The sequence below is a fragment of the Variovorax sp. GW821-FHT09A10 genome (genome assembly GCF_059418385.1).
In genome coordinates this window covers 24,232-36,967 of record NZ_JBWKPT010000013.1, presented here as the reverse complement: position 1 = coordinate 36,967, position 12,736 = coordinate 24,232, and the positions used below count along the sequence as shown (strand labels likewise).

General features: G+C 68.3%; 14 protein-coding genes. 6 read left to right on the top strand and 8 right to left on the bottom strand.

The features are described 5' to 3' along the window. Positions 1-2: 2 nt before the first annotated feature. Positions 3-440, top strand: a complete 438-nt coding sequence (locus AC07Q9_RS29585) for a YeeE/YedE family protein (protein ID WP_495312736.1) — start codon at positions 3-5, stop codon at positions 438-440. Positions 441-455: 15 nt separating this feature from the next. Then, a complete protein-coding gene (locus AC07Q9_RS29580; protein WP_495312735.1) occupies positions 456-896 on the top strand; it encodes a DUF6691 family protein in 441 nt (146 codons plus the stop codon). Between the two features lie 2 nt (positions 897-898). Here AC07Q9_RS29580 and AC07Q9_RS29575 read toward each other — a convergent pair whose 3' ends face one another. The 3 genes from AC07Q9_RS29575 to AC07Q9_RS29565 all read right to left on the bottom strand — a co-directional run bounded on the left by AC07Q9_RS29575 (position 899) and on the right by AC07Q9_RS29565 (position 4,731). Then, positions 899-2,836 (bottom strand): TRAP transporter large permease, encoded by a 1,938-nt coding sequence (locus tag AC07Q9_RS29575; RefSeq protein WP_495312734.1) that lies wholly within the window; start codon positions 2,834-2,836, stop codon positions 899-901. Then, positions 2,833-3,504 carry a TRAP transporter small permease subunit gene (locus AC07Q9_RS29570; protein WP_495303217.1) on the bottom strand — a complete coding sequence of 224 codons (672 nt, stop codon included), beginning with the start codon at positions 3,502-3,504 and terminating at the stop codon, positions 2,833-2,835. Before AC07Q9_RS29570 ends, AC07Q9_RS29575 begins: the two co-directional genes overlap by 4 nt. Before the next feature lie 117 nt (positions 3,505-3,621). Continuing rightward, the gene (locus tag AC07Q9_RS29565) at positions 3,622-4,731 is read right to left on the bottom strand and encodes a TRAP transporter substrate-binding protein (protein ID WP_495312733.1); all 1,110 of its coding nucleotides are present in this window, start codon (positions 4,729-4,731) and stop codon (positions 3,622-3,624) included. Between the two features lie 220 nt (positions 4,732-4,951). Here AC07Q9_RS29565 and AC07Q9_RS29560 point away from each other — a divergent pair, with 220 nt between their 5' ends. Beyond that, positions 4,952-5,362, top strand: coding sequence for a rhodanese-like domain-containing protein (locus AC07Q9_RS29560; RefSeq protein ID WP_495312732.1), 411 nt, complete (start codon positions 4,952-4,954; stop codon positions 5,360-5,362). 15 nt (positions 5,363-5,377) lie between these two features. Here the strand turns inward: AC07Q9_RS29560 and AC07Q9_RS29555 are convergent, their stop codons facing one another. Beyond that, positions 5,378-5,650 (bottom strand): DUF4242 domain-containing protein, encoded by a 273-nt coding sequence (locus tag AC07Q9_RS29555; protein ID WP_489061074.1) that lies wholly within the window; start codon positions 5,648-5,650, stop codon positions 5,378-5,380. Between the two features lie 129 nt (positions 5,651-5,779). Between AC07Q9_RS29555 and AC07Q9_RS29550 the strand changes: the two genes are divergently transcribed. Continuing rightward, complete coding sequence (locus AC07Q9_RS29550) at positions 5,780-6,733, top strand: AraC family transcriptional regulator (protein WP_495312731.1); 954 nt, start codon at positions 5,780-5,782, stop codon at positions 6,731-6,733. A 19-nt stretch (positions 6,734-6,752) separates the two neighbouring features. Here the strand turns inward: AC07Q9_RS29550 and lysM are convergent, their stop codons facing one another. After that, a complete protein-coding gene (gene lysM, locus AC07Q9_RS29545) occupies positions 6,753-7,214 on the bottom strand; it encodes a peptidoglycan-binding protein LysM (RefSeq protein WP_139700443.1) in 462 nt (153 codons plus the stop codon). A gap of 134 nt (positions 7,215-7,348) precedes the next feature. Between lysM and AC07Q9_RS29540 the strand changes: the two genes are divergently transcribed. Then, the gene (locus tag AC07Q9_RS29540; RefSeq protein ID WP_489061071.1) at positions 7,349-8,122 is read left to right on the top strand and encodes a type III pantothenate kinase; all 774 of its coding nucleotides are present in this window, start codon (positions 7,349-7,351) and stop codon (positions 8,120-8,122) included. A 7-nt stretch (positions 8,123-8,129) separates the two neighbouring features. Here the strand turns inward: AC07Q9_RS29540 and AC07Q9_RS29535 are convergent, their stop codons facing one another. Genes AC07Q9_RS29535 through AC07Q9_RS29525 form a run of 3 tightly spaced genes read right to left on the bottom strand, consistent with a single transcriptional unit; the run spans position 8,130 to position 11,232 of the window. Continuing rightward, positions 8,130-9,476: a serine hydrolase domain-containing protein gene (locus tag AC07Q9_RS29535; protein ID WP_495312730.1), complete on the bottom strand. Its 1,347-nt coding sequence runs from the start codon at positions 9,474-9,476 to the stop codon at positions 8,130-8,132. A gap of 50 nt (positions 9,477-9,526) precedes the next feature. Continuing rightward, entirely contained in the window at positions 9,527-10,342 is an 816-nt protein-coding gene (locus AC07Q9_RS29530) for a crotonase/enoyl-CoA hydratase family protein (RefSeq protein WP_495312729.1), read from the bottom strand. A gap of 41 nt (positions 10,343-10,383) precedes the next feature. Next, a complete protein-coding gene (locus tag AC07Q9_RS29525; protein ID WP_390348149.1) occupies positions 10,384-11,232 on the bottom strand; it encodes a 3-hydroxybutyryl-CoA dehydrogenase in 849 nt (282 codons plus the stop codon). 179 nt (positions 11,233-11,411) lie between these two features. Between AC07Q9_RS29525 and purT the strand changes: the two genes are divergently transcribed. Continuing rightward, positions 11,412-12,614, top strand: a complete 1,203-nt coding sequence (purT, locus tag AC07Q9_RS29520; protein WP_495312728.1) for a formate-dependent phosphoribosylglycinamide formyltransferase — start codon at positions 11,412-11,414, stop codon at positions 12,612-12,614. Positions 12,615-12,736: the final 122 nt, after the last annotated feature.

The window sequence follows — 12,736 nt, the reverse complement described above, 5'->3', positions numbered from 1 at the left end:
AGATGCCCACCATCGACTGGCCCCACTTCACGCCATGGGCCGCGCTGGCCGGCGGCGTGCTCATCGGCCTGGCCGCCGCGATGTTCGTGCTGCTCAACGGGCGCATCGCCGGCATCAGTGGCGTGCTGGGCGGCCTGCTGCGCCCCGCGAAAGGCGACGTGGCCTGGCGCGCGGCCTTCGTGCTCGGGCTGGTCGGCGCGCCGCTCGTGTATGGGCTGTTCGCCGTGCTGCCTGCGGCGCAGATCGACGCGGGCTACGGCACGCTCGCAATCGCCGGTCTGCTGGTGGGCGTGGGCACGCGCTACGGCGCGGGCTGCACCAGCGGCCACGGCGTGTGCGGGCTGGCGCGGCGCTCGCCGCGTTCGCTGGTCGCCACGCTGGCGTTCATGGTCGCGGGGTTCGCCACGGTGTTCGCGGTGCGCCACTTGTTGAACTTCTGAACCGGGAGACCTGCCATGTGGACCGCCATTGCTTCCTTGCTCGCCGGCCTTGTCTTCGGGCTCGGCCTCATCGTCTCCGGCATGGCCAATCCGGCCAAGGTGCTGGGCTTTCTTGACGTGGGCGGGGCCTGGGACCCGTCGCTCGCCTTCGTGATGGCTGGCGCAGTGGCGGTGAGCACCGTCGGCTTCCTGCTCGCGGGCCGTCGCAAGGCTTCGCTGCTCGGCGGGCCGCTCGCGCTGCCCAGCCTGCGCCACATCGACCGCCGCCTGGTCGGCGGCAGCCTGCTGTTCGGCGTCGGCTGGGGCATCGCGGGCTTCTGCCCCGGGCCCGCGCTGGTCTCGCTGGGCACGGGCGAGGTGAAGGCGTTGGTCTTTGTGGGCGCCATGCTGCTGGGCATGGGCCTGTTCGAGCTGCTCGAGCGCCGCCGCTTCGCGCGGCGCCCGGCCTCAGCCTGAACTCAGCCGTACAGGTACTGCGGCAGCCACAGCGTCAGCCCCGGCCAGATGTACATGAACACCATGCACAGGATGACGATCAGCATGTACGGCATCATCCCCGCGAAGATCTGGTTGATCGTCACGTGCGGCGGTGACACCCCCTTCAGATAGAAGGCCGACATCGCCACAGGCGGCGACAGGAACGCCGCCTGCAGGTTCACGAACACCAGCACGCCGAACAGCAGCGGATCGATCTGGAAGTGCGCCAGCAGCGGCAGGAAGATGGGCACGAAGATCACGATGATCTCGGTCCACTCCAGCGGCCAGCCCAGCACGAAGATGATCGCTTGCGACAGCAGCAGGAACTGCAGCGGCGACAGGTTCATGCTCAGCACCCACTCCTCGACGATGCGCTGGCCGCCCAGCAGCGCGAACACCGCCGAGAACAGCGCCGAGCCCACGAAGAGCCAGCAGACCATCGAGGTGGTCTTGAGCGTGAGGAACACCGCCTCCTTGATCTTCTTGAAGTTCAGCGTACCGGCCTGCCACGCCATCAGGAAGGCGCCGGCCGCGCCGACCGCCGCCGACTCGGTGGCGGTGGTGATGCCGAACAGGATCACGCCCAGCACCACCAGCGTGAGCGTGGCCAGCGGCATCACCGATGACACCAGCATGCGCAGGATTTCGAACTGCTCGGCGTCCATGCGCCAGTAGTACCAGCCCAGCAGCGCGAGCGTGAAGAGGCAGGCCACCCAGAAGCCGGTGTAGAAGGCCTCGGGCACCGCGGCGGTCTTGGGTGCCTCGACCGCGTCGCCCAGCTGCTGCAGGCCACCTTCACTGGCAGGGGCTGCGGCCGGCTCGCTGCCCGGAGGTTCCTCGACGCCGCCGGGCGGCTCCTGCAGGCCGCTGCTTTCGGTGGTGTTCGCGGGTTCGTCGGTGCTCGGCGGCTCGGCCAGGCCGGTGCCGGAAGGCTCGGACACGGCCGGCGCGGCGGCGGCGGGTTCGCCGGTCTTCTGCGTCGCCTGCTGCGTGGCCACCGGGGCCGTGGCGTTGTTGTCCTTCTGCGAGTAGATGGTCACGTACCACCACACCGAGCCCAGCGTGACGGCCGCCAGTGCCAGCGGCACCAGCGCGCTCAGCAGGCCGCGCAGCAGCATCCACCAGGTGAGGCGCACGCCCTCGATCGCGCCGCGCAAGGCACGCCCCGGCGACACCACGGCCGCGGCGAGCGCGGGCAGCATGCGTGGCGAGTAGCTGGCCGCGATGTGGGCGACCCACGACGAGATCGGCGCGCGCTGCTGGTCGATCGGCAGCTTGGGCGCCACCTTCGGTTGCAGCATGGCCCAGCCGATCACGTAGATCAGATAGAGGAACGCCAGGAAGAAGCCCGGGAACATCGCCGCCGCATAGAGCTTGACCACCGACTGCCCGGCCACGGCCGCGTACACGATGATCATCACCGAGGGCGGAATGAGAATGCCCAGCGTGCCGCCGGCCGTGATCACGCCGGCTGCCAGGCGCGTGTCGTAGCCTGCGTTGAGCATGGGGCGCATCGCGATCACGCCCATCAGCACCACCACCGCGCCGACCAGGCCGCTCGCGATGCCCCAGAAGGTGCACACGATGAGCGTGGTCACCGCCAACGAGCCCGGCACGCGTCGGAATGCGAGCTGCACGCTGTGGAACATCTTGTCGACCAGCGCGCCGCGTTCCATCACGTAGCCCATGAGCACGAAGAGCGGGATGGACAGCAGCGTCTCGTTGGTCATGGCGCCGAAGGCGCGCTGCACCATCAGGTCGAAGACCTTGTTGTCGAGCCAGGGCGAGGCGGGGTCGTAGAAGGCGATGAAGCCGAAGAACATGCCCAGCCCCATCAGCGTGAACGCCGTGGGAAAGCCGAGCATGATCACGAAGACGATCAGGCCCAGCATCAGCAGGCCGAGTGCGGGTTCGCTCATGCCGCACCCCCGTTGCCCGTGTCGCTCTTGCGCTGCTGCGCGGCCTGTTCGATGGCGTGGGCCTTCTCGATCACCTCGCGCTTGTCGGCCTCGTTCACGTAGCTGCTGCCGGCGAGCTGTTCGCCGACCACGTCCATTTCTTCGGCATCTTTCAGGCGCGGCGTCCACACGCCGGTCTTCAGGCACAGCGCGCAGCGCACCATCTCGGCGATGCCCTGCAGCAGCAGCACCGCGCCGGCCACGGGGATCACGAACTTGAAGGGATACACCGGAATGGGATCGGCGTTGAAGGTCTGTTCGTGCATCGCGAGCGATTCACCGAAGTAGGTCCAGCCCGACCAGGTGAGCGCCACCACGCCGGGCAGGAAGAAGAGGGCGAACAGCACGAGGTCGAGCGCCGCCTGCGTGCGCGGCTTCATGCTGCCGTAGAAGAAATCGCCGCGCACATGGCCGGCCTGCGAGAGCGTGTAGGCCCCGCCCATCATGAACAGCGTGCCGTACAGCATGTTGTTGGCATCGAAGATCCAGGCCGTGGGCGCGTTCAGCGCATAGCGCTTGAACACCTCGCCGCACACCAGCAGCATCAGCGCGACGATGAGCCACGAGAAGGTCTTGCCCACGACCATGCTGAACCGGTCGACGGCGTGGAGGAAGCGTTGGATGGTCATGTTGTGATGGGCAGGGCCCATTCCAGAAACACCGTGGAACCGGCTTTGCCGGGCCACAGGTGTTGCCCCCTGAAAGGGGGTTGGCGCGCGCGACACGAAGTGCGCGAAGACTGGGGGTTAGCTTTTCTTCTTGCCGAAGTAGTGGTTGTAGGCCATCTTGAAGTCGACGCCATAGTCGTTCTGCCACTGCAGCGCGCGCTCGGCGAACAGGCGCTGCGAGTCGAGCACCTTCTTGAAGAGCGGGTTCTCGCCGGACTTCTTTTCCACCGTCTTGTCCCAGGCCGCGAGCTGCGCGCGCAGCACGGCGTCGGGCGTCTTGTAGAACTTGATGCCGGCCTTCTTCATGTCGGCGTAGTCCTGCGAGTTGCGCTGCACCGCCTTCCAGCTCATATCGGCACTGGCGGCCTGCACGGCGTAGTCGATGATGGAACGCAGCTCCTGCGGCATGGCGCTGTACTTGCCCTTGTTGAACAGCACCTCGAACTGCTCGCCCGACTGGTGAAAGCTCTGCAGCATGCAGTTCTTCACCACGTCGGGAAAGCCGAGCACGCGGTCGCTCGAGGCGTTGTTGAACTCGGCCGCGTCGATCAGGCCGCGGTCCAGCGCGGGCACGATCTCGCCGCCGGGCAGCGGGTTCACCGCGGTACCCATCTCGGTGAACATGTCCACGGCCAGGCCCACGGTGCGGAACTTCAGGCCCTTCATGTCCTCGACCTTGGCCACCGGCTTCTTGAACCAGCCCAGCGGCTGCGTGGGCATGGGGCCGTACAGGTACGACACCACTTCCATGTTCAGGCTCTTGTAGATCTCGTCGAGCAGCGCCTTGCCGCCGCCGTAGTTGTGCCAGGCCAGCACGGTGTTGGCGTCCATGCCGAAGCCGGGGCCCGACCCCCACAGCGCCAGCGCCGAATTCTTGCCGTAGTGGTAGGCCACCACGCCGTGGCCGCCGTCGAGCGTGCCCTTGTTCACCGCTTCGAGCAGCTGGAAGGCGGGCACGACGGCGCCCGAGGGCAGCACCTCGATCTTCAGGCGCCCGCCGGCCATGTCGTTCACCTTCTTGGCGAAGTCGTTGGCGTACTCGTGGAAGATGTCCTTGGCCGGCCAGGTGCTCTGGAAACGCAGCGACGTGGTTTGGGCCATGCTGACCATCGGCGCGGACATGGCGCCTGCGGCCACTGCCGCGCCTTTGAGAAGGCTGCGACGGCGGGGCGATTTGCTGTCTGTCATGTGTCTCTCTCCATCCAGTTCTCTGATCGGAACACCCAGGCCGTCGTCTTGGCGTTATGGTTTCGACTGGCCGCGACCGCCATCTTTGGCGCGCCACACCTTGTGACAAACAGGGTTTTCACGAACCGGTGAAAAATTCCATCATCCGGCGTGCAGATCGACGGCCCCCGGCCCTCCAAGGCTCCGGGCTTACCCTAGAAATTCGAGAGAGAAAGCAACCATGAGTGAACCCGTTGGAGAAAAAGGTTACGCCGGCGACGTGACGCCCGAGCAGGCGGCGCAGTGGATGGCCAGCGGCGAGGCCGTGCTGGTCGACGTGCGCACCGACGCCGAGCGCGAGTGGGTCGGCTACGTGCCCGGCGCCGTGCCGCTGGCCTGGAAGCAGTGGCCGGGCATGGCGCTGAACCCGGCCTTCGACGACGGCGTGCGCGCCGCCGCAGAAGGCGGCAAGAAGCTGGTGCTGCTGTGCCGCAGCGGCGTGCGCTCGATTGCCGCGGCCAAGCGCGCGACCGAACTGGGCGTGCAGGCCTACAACATCCTCGAAGGCTTCGAGGGCAACCCGGACGAGCACGGGCACCGCGGCCTGACCGGCGGCTGGCGCCGGCGCGGGCTGCCCTGGCGCCAGAACTAGACCGCGCTGCGCGCCTCACTCGGCCGTGGCCGGGTCGATCACGCTGTACACCCGGTCCACGCGGTTGGCCGGGAAGCCGCCGAGCTCCGCGTGCCGGCGCACGAGGGCCTCGTCGGTGGCCTGGTAGACGCAGTAGACCCGGTCGCCGGTCACGTAGCTGTGGATCCACTGGATGTCGGTGCCCATGCTGCTGAGCACGCCGCAGGATTTTTGCGAGATGGCTTTCAGGTCCGCCGCGGTGAACTGGCCGGCGCCGGGGATGTCTCGCTCGATGACGAACTTGGGCATGGCGGTACTCCTGTCTAGAATCGGTCGAAGGTGACCAGGTCCTATGGTGCCGACGCGAAGCCGCCCCGTATTGCCCGCCTCGCCGGACTTGTTGACCGAAACCCCGCCCTCGCTTGCCGGGAGGTGACCATGGATGTCTTGTCGGACGTGCTGCGGACCATCCGCCTGGAGGGCGCGCTGTTCCTGAACGGGGACATGCATGCACCCTGGTGTTTCAAGGTACCCAGGGGCGCGGACATCGCGCAACTGCTCAGGCCCGGCGCACAGCGCCTGGCCATCTGCCACCTCGTGCTGCAAGGCGAATGCTGGGCCCAGGTCGAGGGCGAGCCACCGGTGCGCGCCGGCGCCGGCGACGTGATCGCCGTGCCGCATGGCGACTCGCATGTGCTGGGCAGCGGCCTGCAGCATGCGGCGGTGGACATGTCGCATGTGGTGAGCCCGCGAGCGCCCGAACTGGCGCGCGTGCGCTACGGCGGCCAGGGCGATCGCACCTTGCTGGTGTGCAGCTGGTTCGCGTACGAAGGCGACGCGCCCAACCCCGTCATGGCGAACATCCCGCGCCTGTTCGCCACGCCCTTGCGCAGCAGGCCGGCGGGCCCGTGGATCGAGCAGTCGGTCCACTTCGTGTTGGGGGACGCGGTCTCGCACACACCGGGCTCGGAGATGGTGGCCGCGAAGGTGGCGGAAGTGCTGTTCACCCAAGTGCTGCGCGGCTACATCGAATCCATGCCCGCCAACAACCCGGGCTGGCTGGCGGGCCTGCGCGACCCCCACGTGAGCCGCTGCCTGGCGCTGATGCACGCCGAGCCCGCGCGCAACTGGACGGTCGACGCACTGGCACACGAAACCCACATCTCGCGCAGCGTGCTGGCGGACCGCTTCACCGAACTGGTGGGCGCGCCGCCCATGCACTACCTGGCGCGCTGGCGCATGATCCTGGCCGCCGGCATGCTGCGCAAGGACCAGGGCAACCTGGCGCGCATCGCCGAAGGTGTGGGCTACGAATCGGAAGCCGCTTTCAATCGCGCGTTCAAGCGCGAGTACGGCGTGTCGCCAGGGGCCTGGCGGCACAACGGCGCCTAGCGAGGCGCCGTTGCGGGGGTCAGAGTGCCGGGATGCGCAGCTTCTGTCCCGGATAGATCTTGTCGGGGTGCGACAGCATCGGCTTGTTCGCCTCGAAGATCACGTTGTACTTGTTGGCGTCGCCGTAGTACTTCTTCGAGATGGCCGAGAGCGTGTCGCCGCGCACCACGTCGTGGTACTGCGCGGGCGGTGCGGCCGGGGCGACGAGGTTGTTGTCCACGCTCGTCACGTTGGCCACGTTGCCCGCGGCGAGCGCGGCTTTCTCGCTGGCTTCCTGCGAGGGCGCCTGGCCCGCGAGGGTGACGACGCCGCTGCTGGCGGTGTAGGTCACTTCCAGTCCGGTGAGGCCGAGGTTCTGGGTCTCGATGTAGGTCTTGATGGCCGCGGCGGCTGCCGTGTTCGCATCGGGCGTGGCCGCCTGGGCCGACGAACCGCCGAACAGTTTTTCACCGGCTTCCTTGATGAAGCTGAGCAATCCCATGGTGTTCTCCTTGTGCCGTGGTGGATGGAAAAGGCGAATGTAGCGGCCGAACCGGGACGCTCCGCGTAGGCCCATGCCGCGACTGTCAAAGAGGCGCCAGCAGGAATAACAACAAAGTCGCAATAATCGCGCGCATGTCTTCCCCCTTCCTCGCCATCGACATCGGCAACACCCGGCTCAAGTGGGCGCTTTACGAGGGGGCCTTCCCCGGTGCGGCACTGCAGGCCCATGGTGCCGAATTTCTCGACCACATCGAACGCCTGGCCGATGGCCCCTGGGCCGAGCTGCCCGCGCCCGGTTCCATGCTGGGTTGCGTCGTGGCCGGCGACACCTTGCGGCGGCGCGCCGAAGAGCAGATCACCGAACGCTTCGACTGCGCCCCGCGCTGGGTGGTGTCGAGCGCGGGCGAGGCCGGCATCGTCAACGGCTACGACCATCCGACACGGCTGGGCGCCGACCGCTTCGTGGCGATGATCGGCGCGCGCCACCGCATGCTGTCGCAGGGGCCCGAGCGGCCGATGGTGGTGGTGCTGATCGGCACGGCCGTCACCGTGGAGGCGATCGATGCCAGCGGCAAGTTCCTGGGCGGCCTGATCCTGCCGGGCCACGGCATCATGCTGCGCGCGCTCGAATCGGGCACGGCGGGCCTGCACGTGCCCACCGGCGAGGTGCGCGAATTTCCCACCAACACCAGCGACGCGCTGACCAGCGGCGGCACCTACGCAATCGCCGGTGCGGTCGAGCGCATGGTGCAGCACGTGCGCTCGCACTGCGGCGCCGAGCCGGCCTGCTTCATGACCGGCGGCGCGGGCTGGAAGATGGCGCCCGCCATGAACGGCCACTTCGAGCTGGTCGAGAGCCTGATCATGGACGGCCTGCTCGTCATCGCGAAGCAGCGCGCCGGCTGAGTGAGCCTCAGGGCTTCATCAGCGCCTCGCCCATGGCCTGGAAGGCGGGCAGGGTGAGCGGGTCGTTGCCCGCGTTGGCGGCGATCGGGTGCGCGGCGTAGCGCACGATCACCATCTCGGCCTTCGGGTCGACGTAGATGCTCTGGCCGTGGATGCCGCGCGCCATGTATGCGCCGTGCGGGTTGTGCGAGACCCACCACATGTTCCGGTAGCTCCAGCCCGGCAGCAGCGCGTAGCCCGCCTTCGCGAACTTCGCCGGATCGGCGCCGCGCTGGATGTCGTCGACCACCGCCTTGGCGATCGCCTGCTGCCCGTTGGGCGCGCGACCGCCGTTGCGCAGCGTCTCGCCGAAGCGCGCGATGTCGCGCAGCACGGTGTTCAGGCCGCCGCCGCCCGACTCGGTGCCGATGCGGTCGACCATGAAGTACGCGTCCTGCTCGGCGCCGATGCGGCGCCAGATCTTCTCGCTCAGCAGGTCGGCCAGCGAGCGGTTGGACGCGCGGCGCACGATCCAGGCCAGCACCTCGGCGTTGACCGTCTTGTAGGCAAAGGCGTCGCCGTGCGTGCCTTCCTTCTTGAGCGTGACCAGGAACTCGTAGAACGACTTCGGGCCCGCGTAGTTGGCGCCCTGCGTGAGCATGCCGCCGGCGCGCGCGTAATCCCAGACCTCGGCCTTCGGGTCGGCGTAGTTCTCGGAGTAGCGCACGCCGATGGTCATGTCCATCACCTGGCGCACGGTGGCGTCGCCGTAGGCCGTGTCCTTGAGCTCGGGCAGGTACTTGGTGACCGGCGCCGACGGGTCGAGCGTGCCTTCCTGCGCGAGGATGGCCGCCAGCGTGCCCACGAAGGACTTGGTGACCGACATCGCCAGGTGCGGCCGCTCGGGCGTGAGCGCGCCGAAGTACTTCTCGTAGACCACCTGGCCGCGGTGCAGCACCAGGATGCCGTCGGTGTAGGTGCGCGCGATCATCTGGCCGAAGGTCTGCGCCTCGCCGCCGCCCAGGGGCTGGAAGCGCACGGCCTCGATGTCGATGCGCGGCGTGGCCGCCGGCAGCGGGCTGGCGGCGCCGGGGCCGCGCCACACGTTGGCCGTGGGCACCGTCTCGCGCACGTGCGAGAAGCTCCAGCGGATGCGCGGGTACACGCCGCCCACCGGGTTGTCGAAGGTGATCTGCTTGTCGGGCGGCGGCGGAAAGCCCTGCATCCAGCCCAGCGCCTCGACCGAGGTGGCGGCGGGATCGGGCAGCGCGGGCGCCGGCGGGGTCTGGGCGAGGCTGGTGTTCACGGCAAGAAGGGTGAAGGCGGCGGCCAGCGCCGTGCGTTGAAAGAAGAAAAACGACGAAGAAGAGGGCATGCAACGGGCTCCAGTGGACGACGGAAAGGGAACGGGCACCGACAGCGGCCTCAGCGGCCGCTGAAACGCGCAGGCCGGCGCTCGATGAAGGAGCGCACGCCCTCGGCCGCGTCCTCGCTGTTCGACAGGCGTTTCTGCGTCTCGATGAATTCCGCCACGGCCGCCAGCGGCCCGTGTTCGATCGCCTTGAGCACGTTGAGCCGCGTGGCCTGCACGGCCAGCGGCGCCTGGGCCGCGATGCGCTGCGCGATCTGCAGCGCCTCGTCCAGCTCCTGGCCGGCCGGCACCACCTTCTGCACGAAGTTCAGGCGATAGGCCTCGGCGCTGTTGAACTCGTCGGCCGTGAGCAGGTGCAGCATCGCGTTGCCCAGCCCCGCGCGCTCGGCCATGCGCAGCGTGGCGCCGCCCGTGGCCATGATGCCGCGCTGCACTTCCATCTGCGAGAAGCGACAGTTGTCGGCCGCCACCACGATGTCGGCGCCCAGCATCAGCTCGATGCCCACCGTGAAGCAGATGCCCTTCACGGCCGCCACCATCGGCTTGGTGCGGCGGCGGTAGCCCTCCAGACCGAAGTCGTGCGGCTCCACCAGCCCGGCCGGAATCGCCTTCTCGCCGCGCTTCATGTACTCGGTGACCGCCGGCAGGTCCAGGCCCGCCGTGAAGTGGTCGCCGAACGCATGCAGCACGCCCACGCGCAGGCTGGGGTCGTCGTCCAGCCGCGTGTAGGCCTCGGCCAGCTGCCTGAACATCGGCGGCGTCCAGCCGTTGCGCTTGGCGGGGCGGTTGATGCCGATCAGCAGCACGTGGTCGAGCACCTGCGTGTCGATGCAGCCTTCGGCGGGCGGGGTGGTGGGGGTCGCAGTCATCGGTCTTTGTCTCCTTGTTGTTGTCGTCGTGGTGCTGCGGATCAGTAGGTGTAGACGCCGCGGCCGGTCTTGCGACCCAGCTGGCCGGCGGCGACCATTTCCTTGAGCAGCGGGCAGGGGCGGTACTTGGAATCGCCGAACTGCTCCAGGTACACCTCCATCACGGCCAGGCACACGTCCAGGCCGATCATGTCGGCCAGCGCCAGCGGGCCGATGGGCTGGTTGCAGCCCAGCTTCATGCCGGCGTCGATGTCCTCGGCCGTGGCCAGGCCCTCGGCCAGCACGAAGAAGGCCTCGTTGATCATCGGCACCAGGATGCGGTTGACCACGAAGCCCGGCGCGTTCTTCACCGTGATGGGCGACTTGCCCAGCTTCTCGGCCAGCGCCTTCACGGCGTCGTGCGTGGCGTCGCTCGTGAGGTAGCCGCGGATCAGCTCCACCAGCGCCATCATCGGCACCGGGTTGAAGAAGTGCATGCCGATGAAGCGGTCGGCGCGCGAGGTGGCGGCGGCCAGCTGCGTGATCGAGATCGACGAGGTGTTCGACGCGATGATCACCTCGGGGCCCACCAGCTCGTCCACCTGCTTGAGGATCTTGAGCTTGAGCGCGTGGTTCTCGGTGGCGGCCTCGATGACCAGCTGCGCGCCCTTCAGGTCGTTGTAGTCGGTCGAGCCCTTGACCAGCGCCAGCGCGGCGGCCTTCTGCTCGGCCGTGAGCTTTTCCTTCTTGATGAGGCGGTCGAGGCTGCCCGAGATGGTGGCGATGCCCTTGTCGACGGCGGCCTGGGCCACGTCGATCATCACCACGTTGACGCCCGACACCGCGCAGGCCTGGGCAATGCCGTTGCCCATGGTGCCGGCGCCGATGATGCCCACAGTCTGAATCGTCATGAAAAATGCTCCTTGAAACAAAAAAGAAAACGCAGGCGAGGGCGGGCGCGGGGCCGCCGTCGCGCAATGTCGGCAATTGTGAATCAGCCCGGAGGGGCCGCCGTTCCCGTGGGCGACACCGGCCCGGGGTGGCTTACAGTGCTGCGATTGTTTTCAACCCCATTTTTTCGAGCCCTCGCATGACCACCCTCGGCACCCCCCTGTCCCCTTCCGCCACCCGCGTGATGCTGCTCGGCTCCGGCGAGCTCGGCAAGGAGGTGCTGATCGCCCTGCAGCGCCTGGGCGTCGAGACCATCGCCGTCGACCGCTACGAGAACGCCCCCGGCCAGCAGGTGGCCCACCATGCGCGCACCATCACCATGAGCGACCCCGAGCAGCTCAAGGCGCTCATCGAGGCCGAGAAGCCCACGCTGGTGGTGCCCGAGATCGAGGCCATCGCCACGCCCATGCTGCAGCAGCTGGAAGACGCGGGCGTGGTGCGCGTCATTCCCACGGCCCGCGCCGCCCGCCTCACGATGGACCGCGAAGGCATCCGCCGCCTGGCCGCCGAGACGCTGGGCGTGCCGACCAGCCCCTACAAGTTCTGCGACTCGCTGGCCGAGCTGCAGGCCGCCATCGACGGCGGCATTGGGTACCCCTGCATCGTCAAGCCCGTGATGAGCAGCTCCGGCAAGGGCCAGAGCAAGATCGACGGCCCCGCCGACGTGCAGAAGGCCTGGGACTACGCCATGGCCGGCGGCCGCGTGAGCCATGGCCGCGTGATCGTCGAGGGCTTCATCGACTTCGACTACGAGATCACGCTGCTGACCGTGCGCGCGAAAGACGCGGCGGGCGCTGTCGAAACCAAGTTCTGCGACCCCATCGGCCACGTGCAGGTCAGCGGCGACTACGTGGAAAGCTGGCAGCCGCACCCCATGGCGCCGGCCGCATTGCAGAAGGCCCAGCAGATCGCGCAGGCCGTCACGGCCGACCTGGGCGGCCAGGGCCTGTTCGGCGTGGAGCTGTTCGTGAAGGGCGACGAGGTCTGGTTCAGCGAGGTCAGCCCGCGTCCGCACGACACCGGCATGGTCACCATGGCCACGCAGTGGCAGAACGAGTTCGAGCTGCACGCGCGCGCCATCCTCGGCCTGCCGGTCGACACCTCGCTCAAGAGCCCGGGCGCCAGCGCCGTGATCTACGGCGGCGTGGACGCCACCGGCATCGCCTTCGACGGGGTGGCCGAGGCGCTGCAGGTGCCCGGCAGCGACATCCGCCTGTTCGGCAAGCCCGAGAGCTTCGTCAAGCGCCGCATGGGCGTGGCGCTGGTGCATGCGGCCGACACCGACACGGCCCGCAAGCTCGCCAAGGAAGCCGCCTCGCGCGTGAAGCCGCGCACGCTCTGAGCGGTGGGGTTCTCCGGGTGAACCCGCGAGCCGGGCCCCGGTAGCCAGTTTTCGCAAGCGACCCCGCAGCGGTGCGGGCATGGTGCGGGTCTTGTCGCCAGGACGCCGGTCGGGTGCGGGTG

Bases quoted from the DNA above. Each gene is read 5' to 3' on its own strand.
- AC07Q9_RS29585 (WP_495312736.1), top strand. From the start codon at position 3: ATGCCCACCATCGACTGGCCCCACTTCACGCCATGGGCCGCGCTGGCC.
- AC07Q9_RS29580 (WP_495312735.1), top strand. From the start codon at position 456: ATGTGGACCGCCATTGCTTCCTTGCTCGCCGGCCTTGTCTTCGGGCTC.
- AC07Q9_RS29575 (WP_495312734.1), bottom strand. From the start codon at position 2,836: ATGAGCGAACCCGCACTCGGCCTGCTGATGCTGGGCCTGATCGTCTTC.
- AC07Q9_RS29570 (WP_495303217.1), bottom strand. From the start codon at position 3,504: ATGACCATCCAACGCTTCCTCCACGCCGTCGACCGGTTCAGCATGGTC.
- AC07Q9_RS29565 (WP_495312733.1), bottom strand. From the start codon at position 4,731: ATGACAGACAGCAAATCGCCCCGCCGTCGCAGCCTTCTCAAAGGCGCG.
- AC07Q9_RS29560 (WP_495312732.1), top strand. From the start codon at position 4,952: ATGAGTGAACCCGTTGGAGAAAAAGGTTACGCCGGCGACGTGACGCCC.
- AC07Q9_RS29555 (WP_489061074.1), bottom strand. From the start codon at position 5,650: ATGCCCAAGTTCGTCATCGAGCGAGACATCCCCGGCGCCGGCCAGTTC.
- AC07Q9_RS29550 (WP_495312731.1), top strand. From the start codon at position 5,780: ATGGATGTCTTGTCGGACGTGCTGCGGACCATCCGCCTGGAGGGCGCG.
- lysM (WP_139700443.1), bottom strand. From the start codon at position 7,214: ATGGGATTGCTCAGCTTCATCAAGGAAGCCGGTGAAAAACTGTTCGGC.
- AC07Q9_RS29540 (WP_489061071.1), top strand. From the start codon at position 7,349: ATGTCTTCCCCCTTCCTCGCCATCGACATCGGCAACACCCGGCTCAAG.
- AC07Q9_RS29535 (WP_495312730.1), bottom strand. From the start codon at position 9,476: ATGCCCTCTTCTTCGTCGTTTTTCTTCTTTCAACGCACGGCGCTGGCC.
- AC07Q9_RS29530 (WP_495312729.1), bottom strand. From the start codon at position 10,342: ATGACTGCGACCCCCACCACCCCGCCCGCCGAAGGCTGCATCGACACG.
- AC07Q9_RS29525 (WP_390348149.1), bottom strand. From the start codon at position 11,232: ATGACGATTCAGACTGTGGGCATCATCGGCGCCGGCACCATGGGCAAC.
- purT (WP_495312728.1), top strand. From the start codon at position 11,412: ATGACCACCCTCGGCACCCCCCTGTCCCCTTCCGCCACCCGCGTGATG.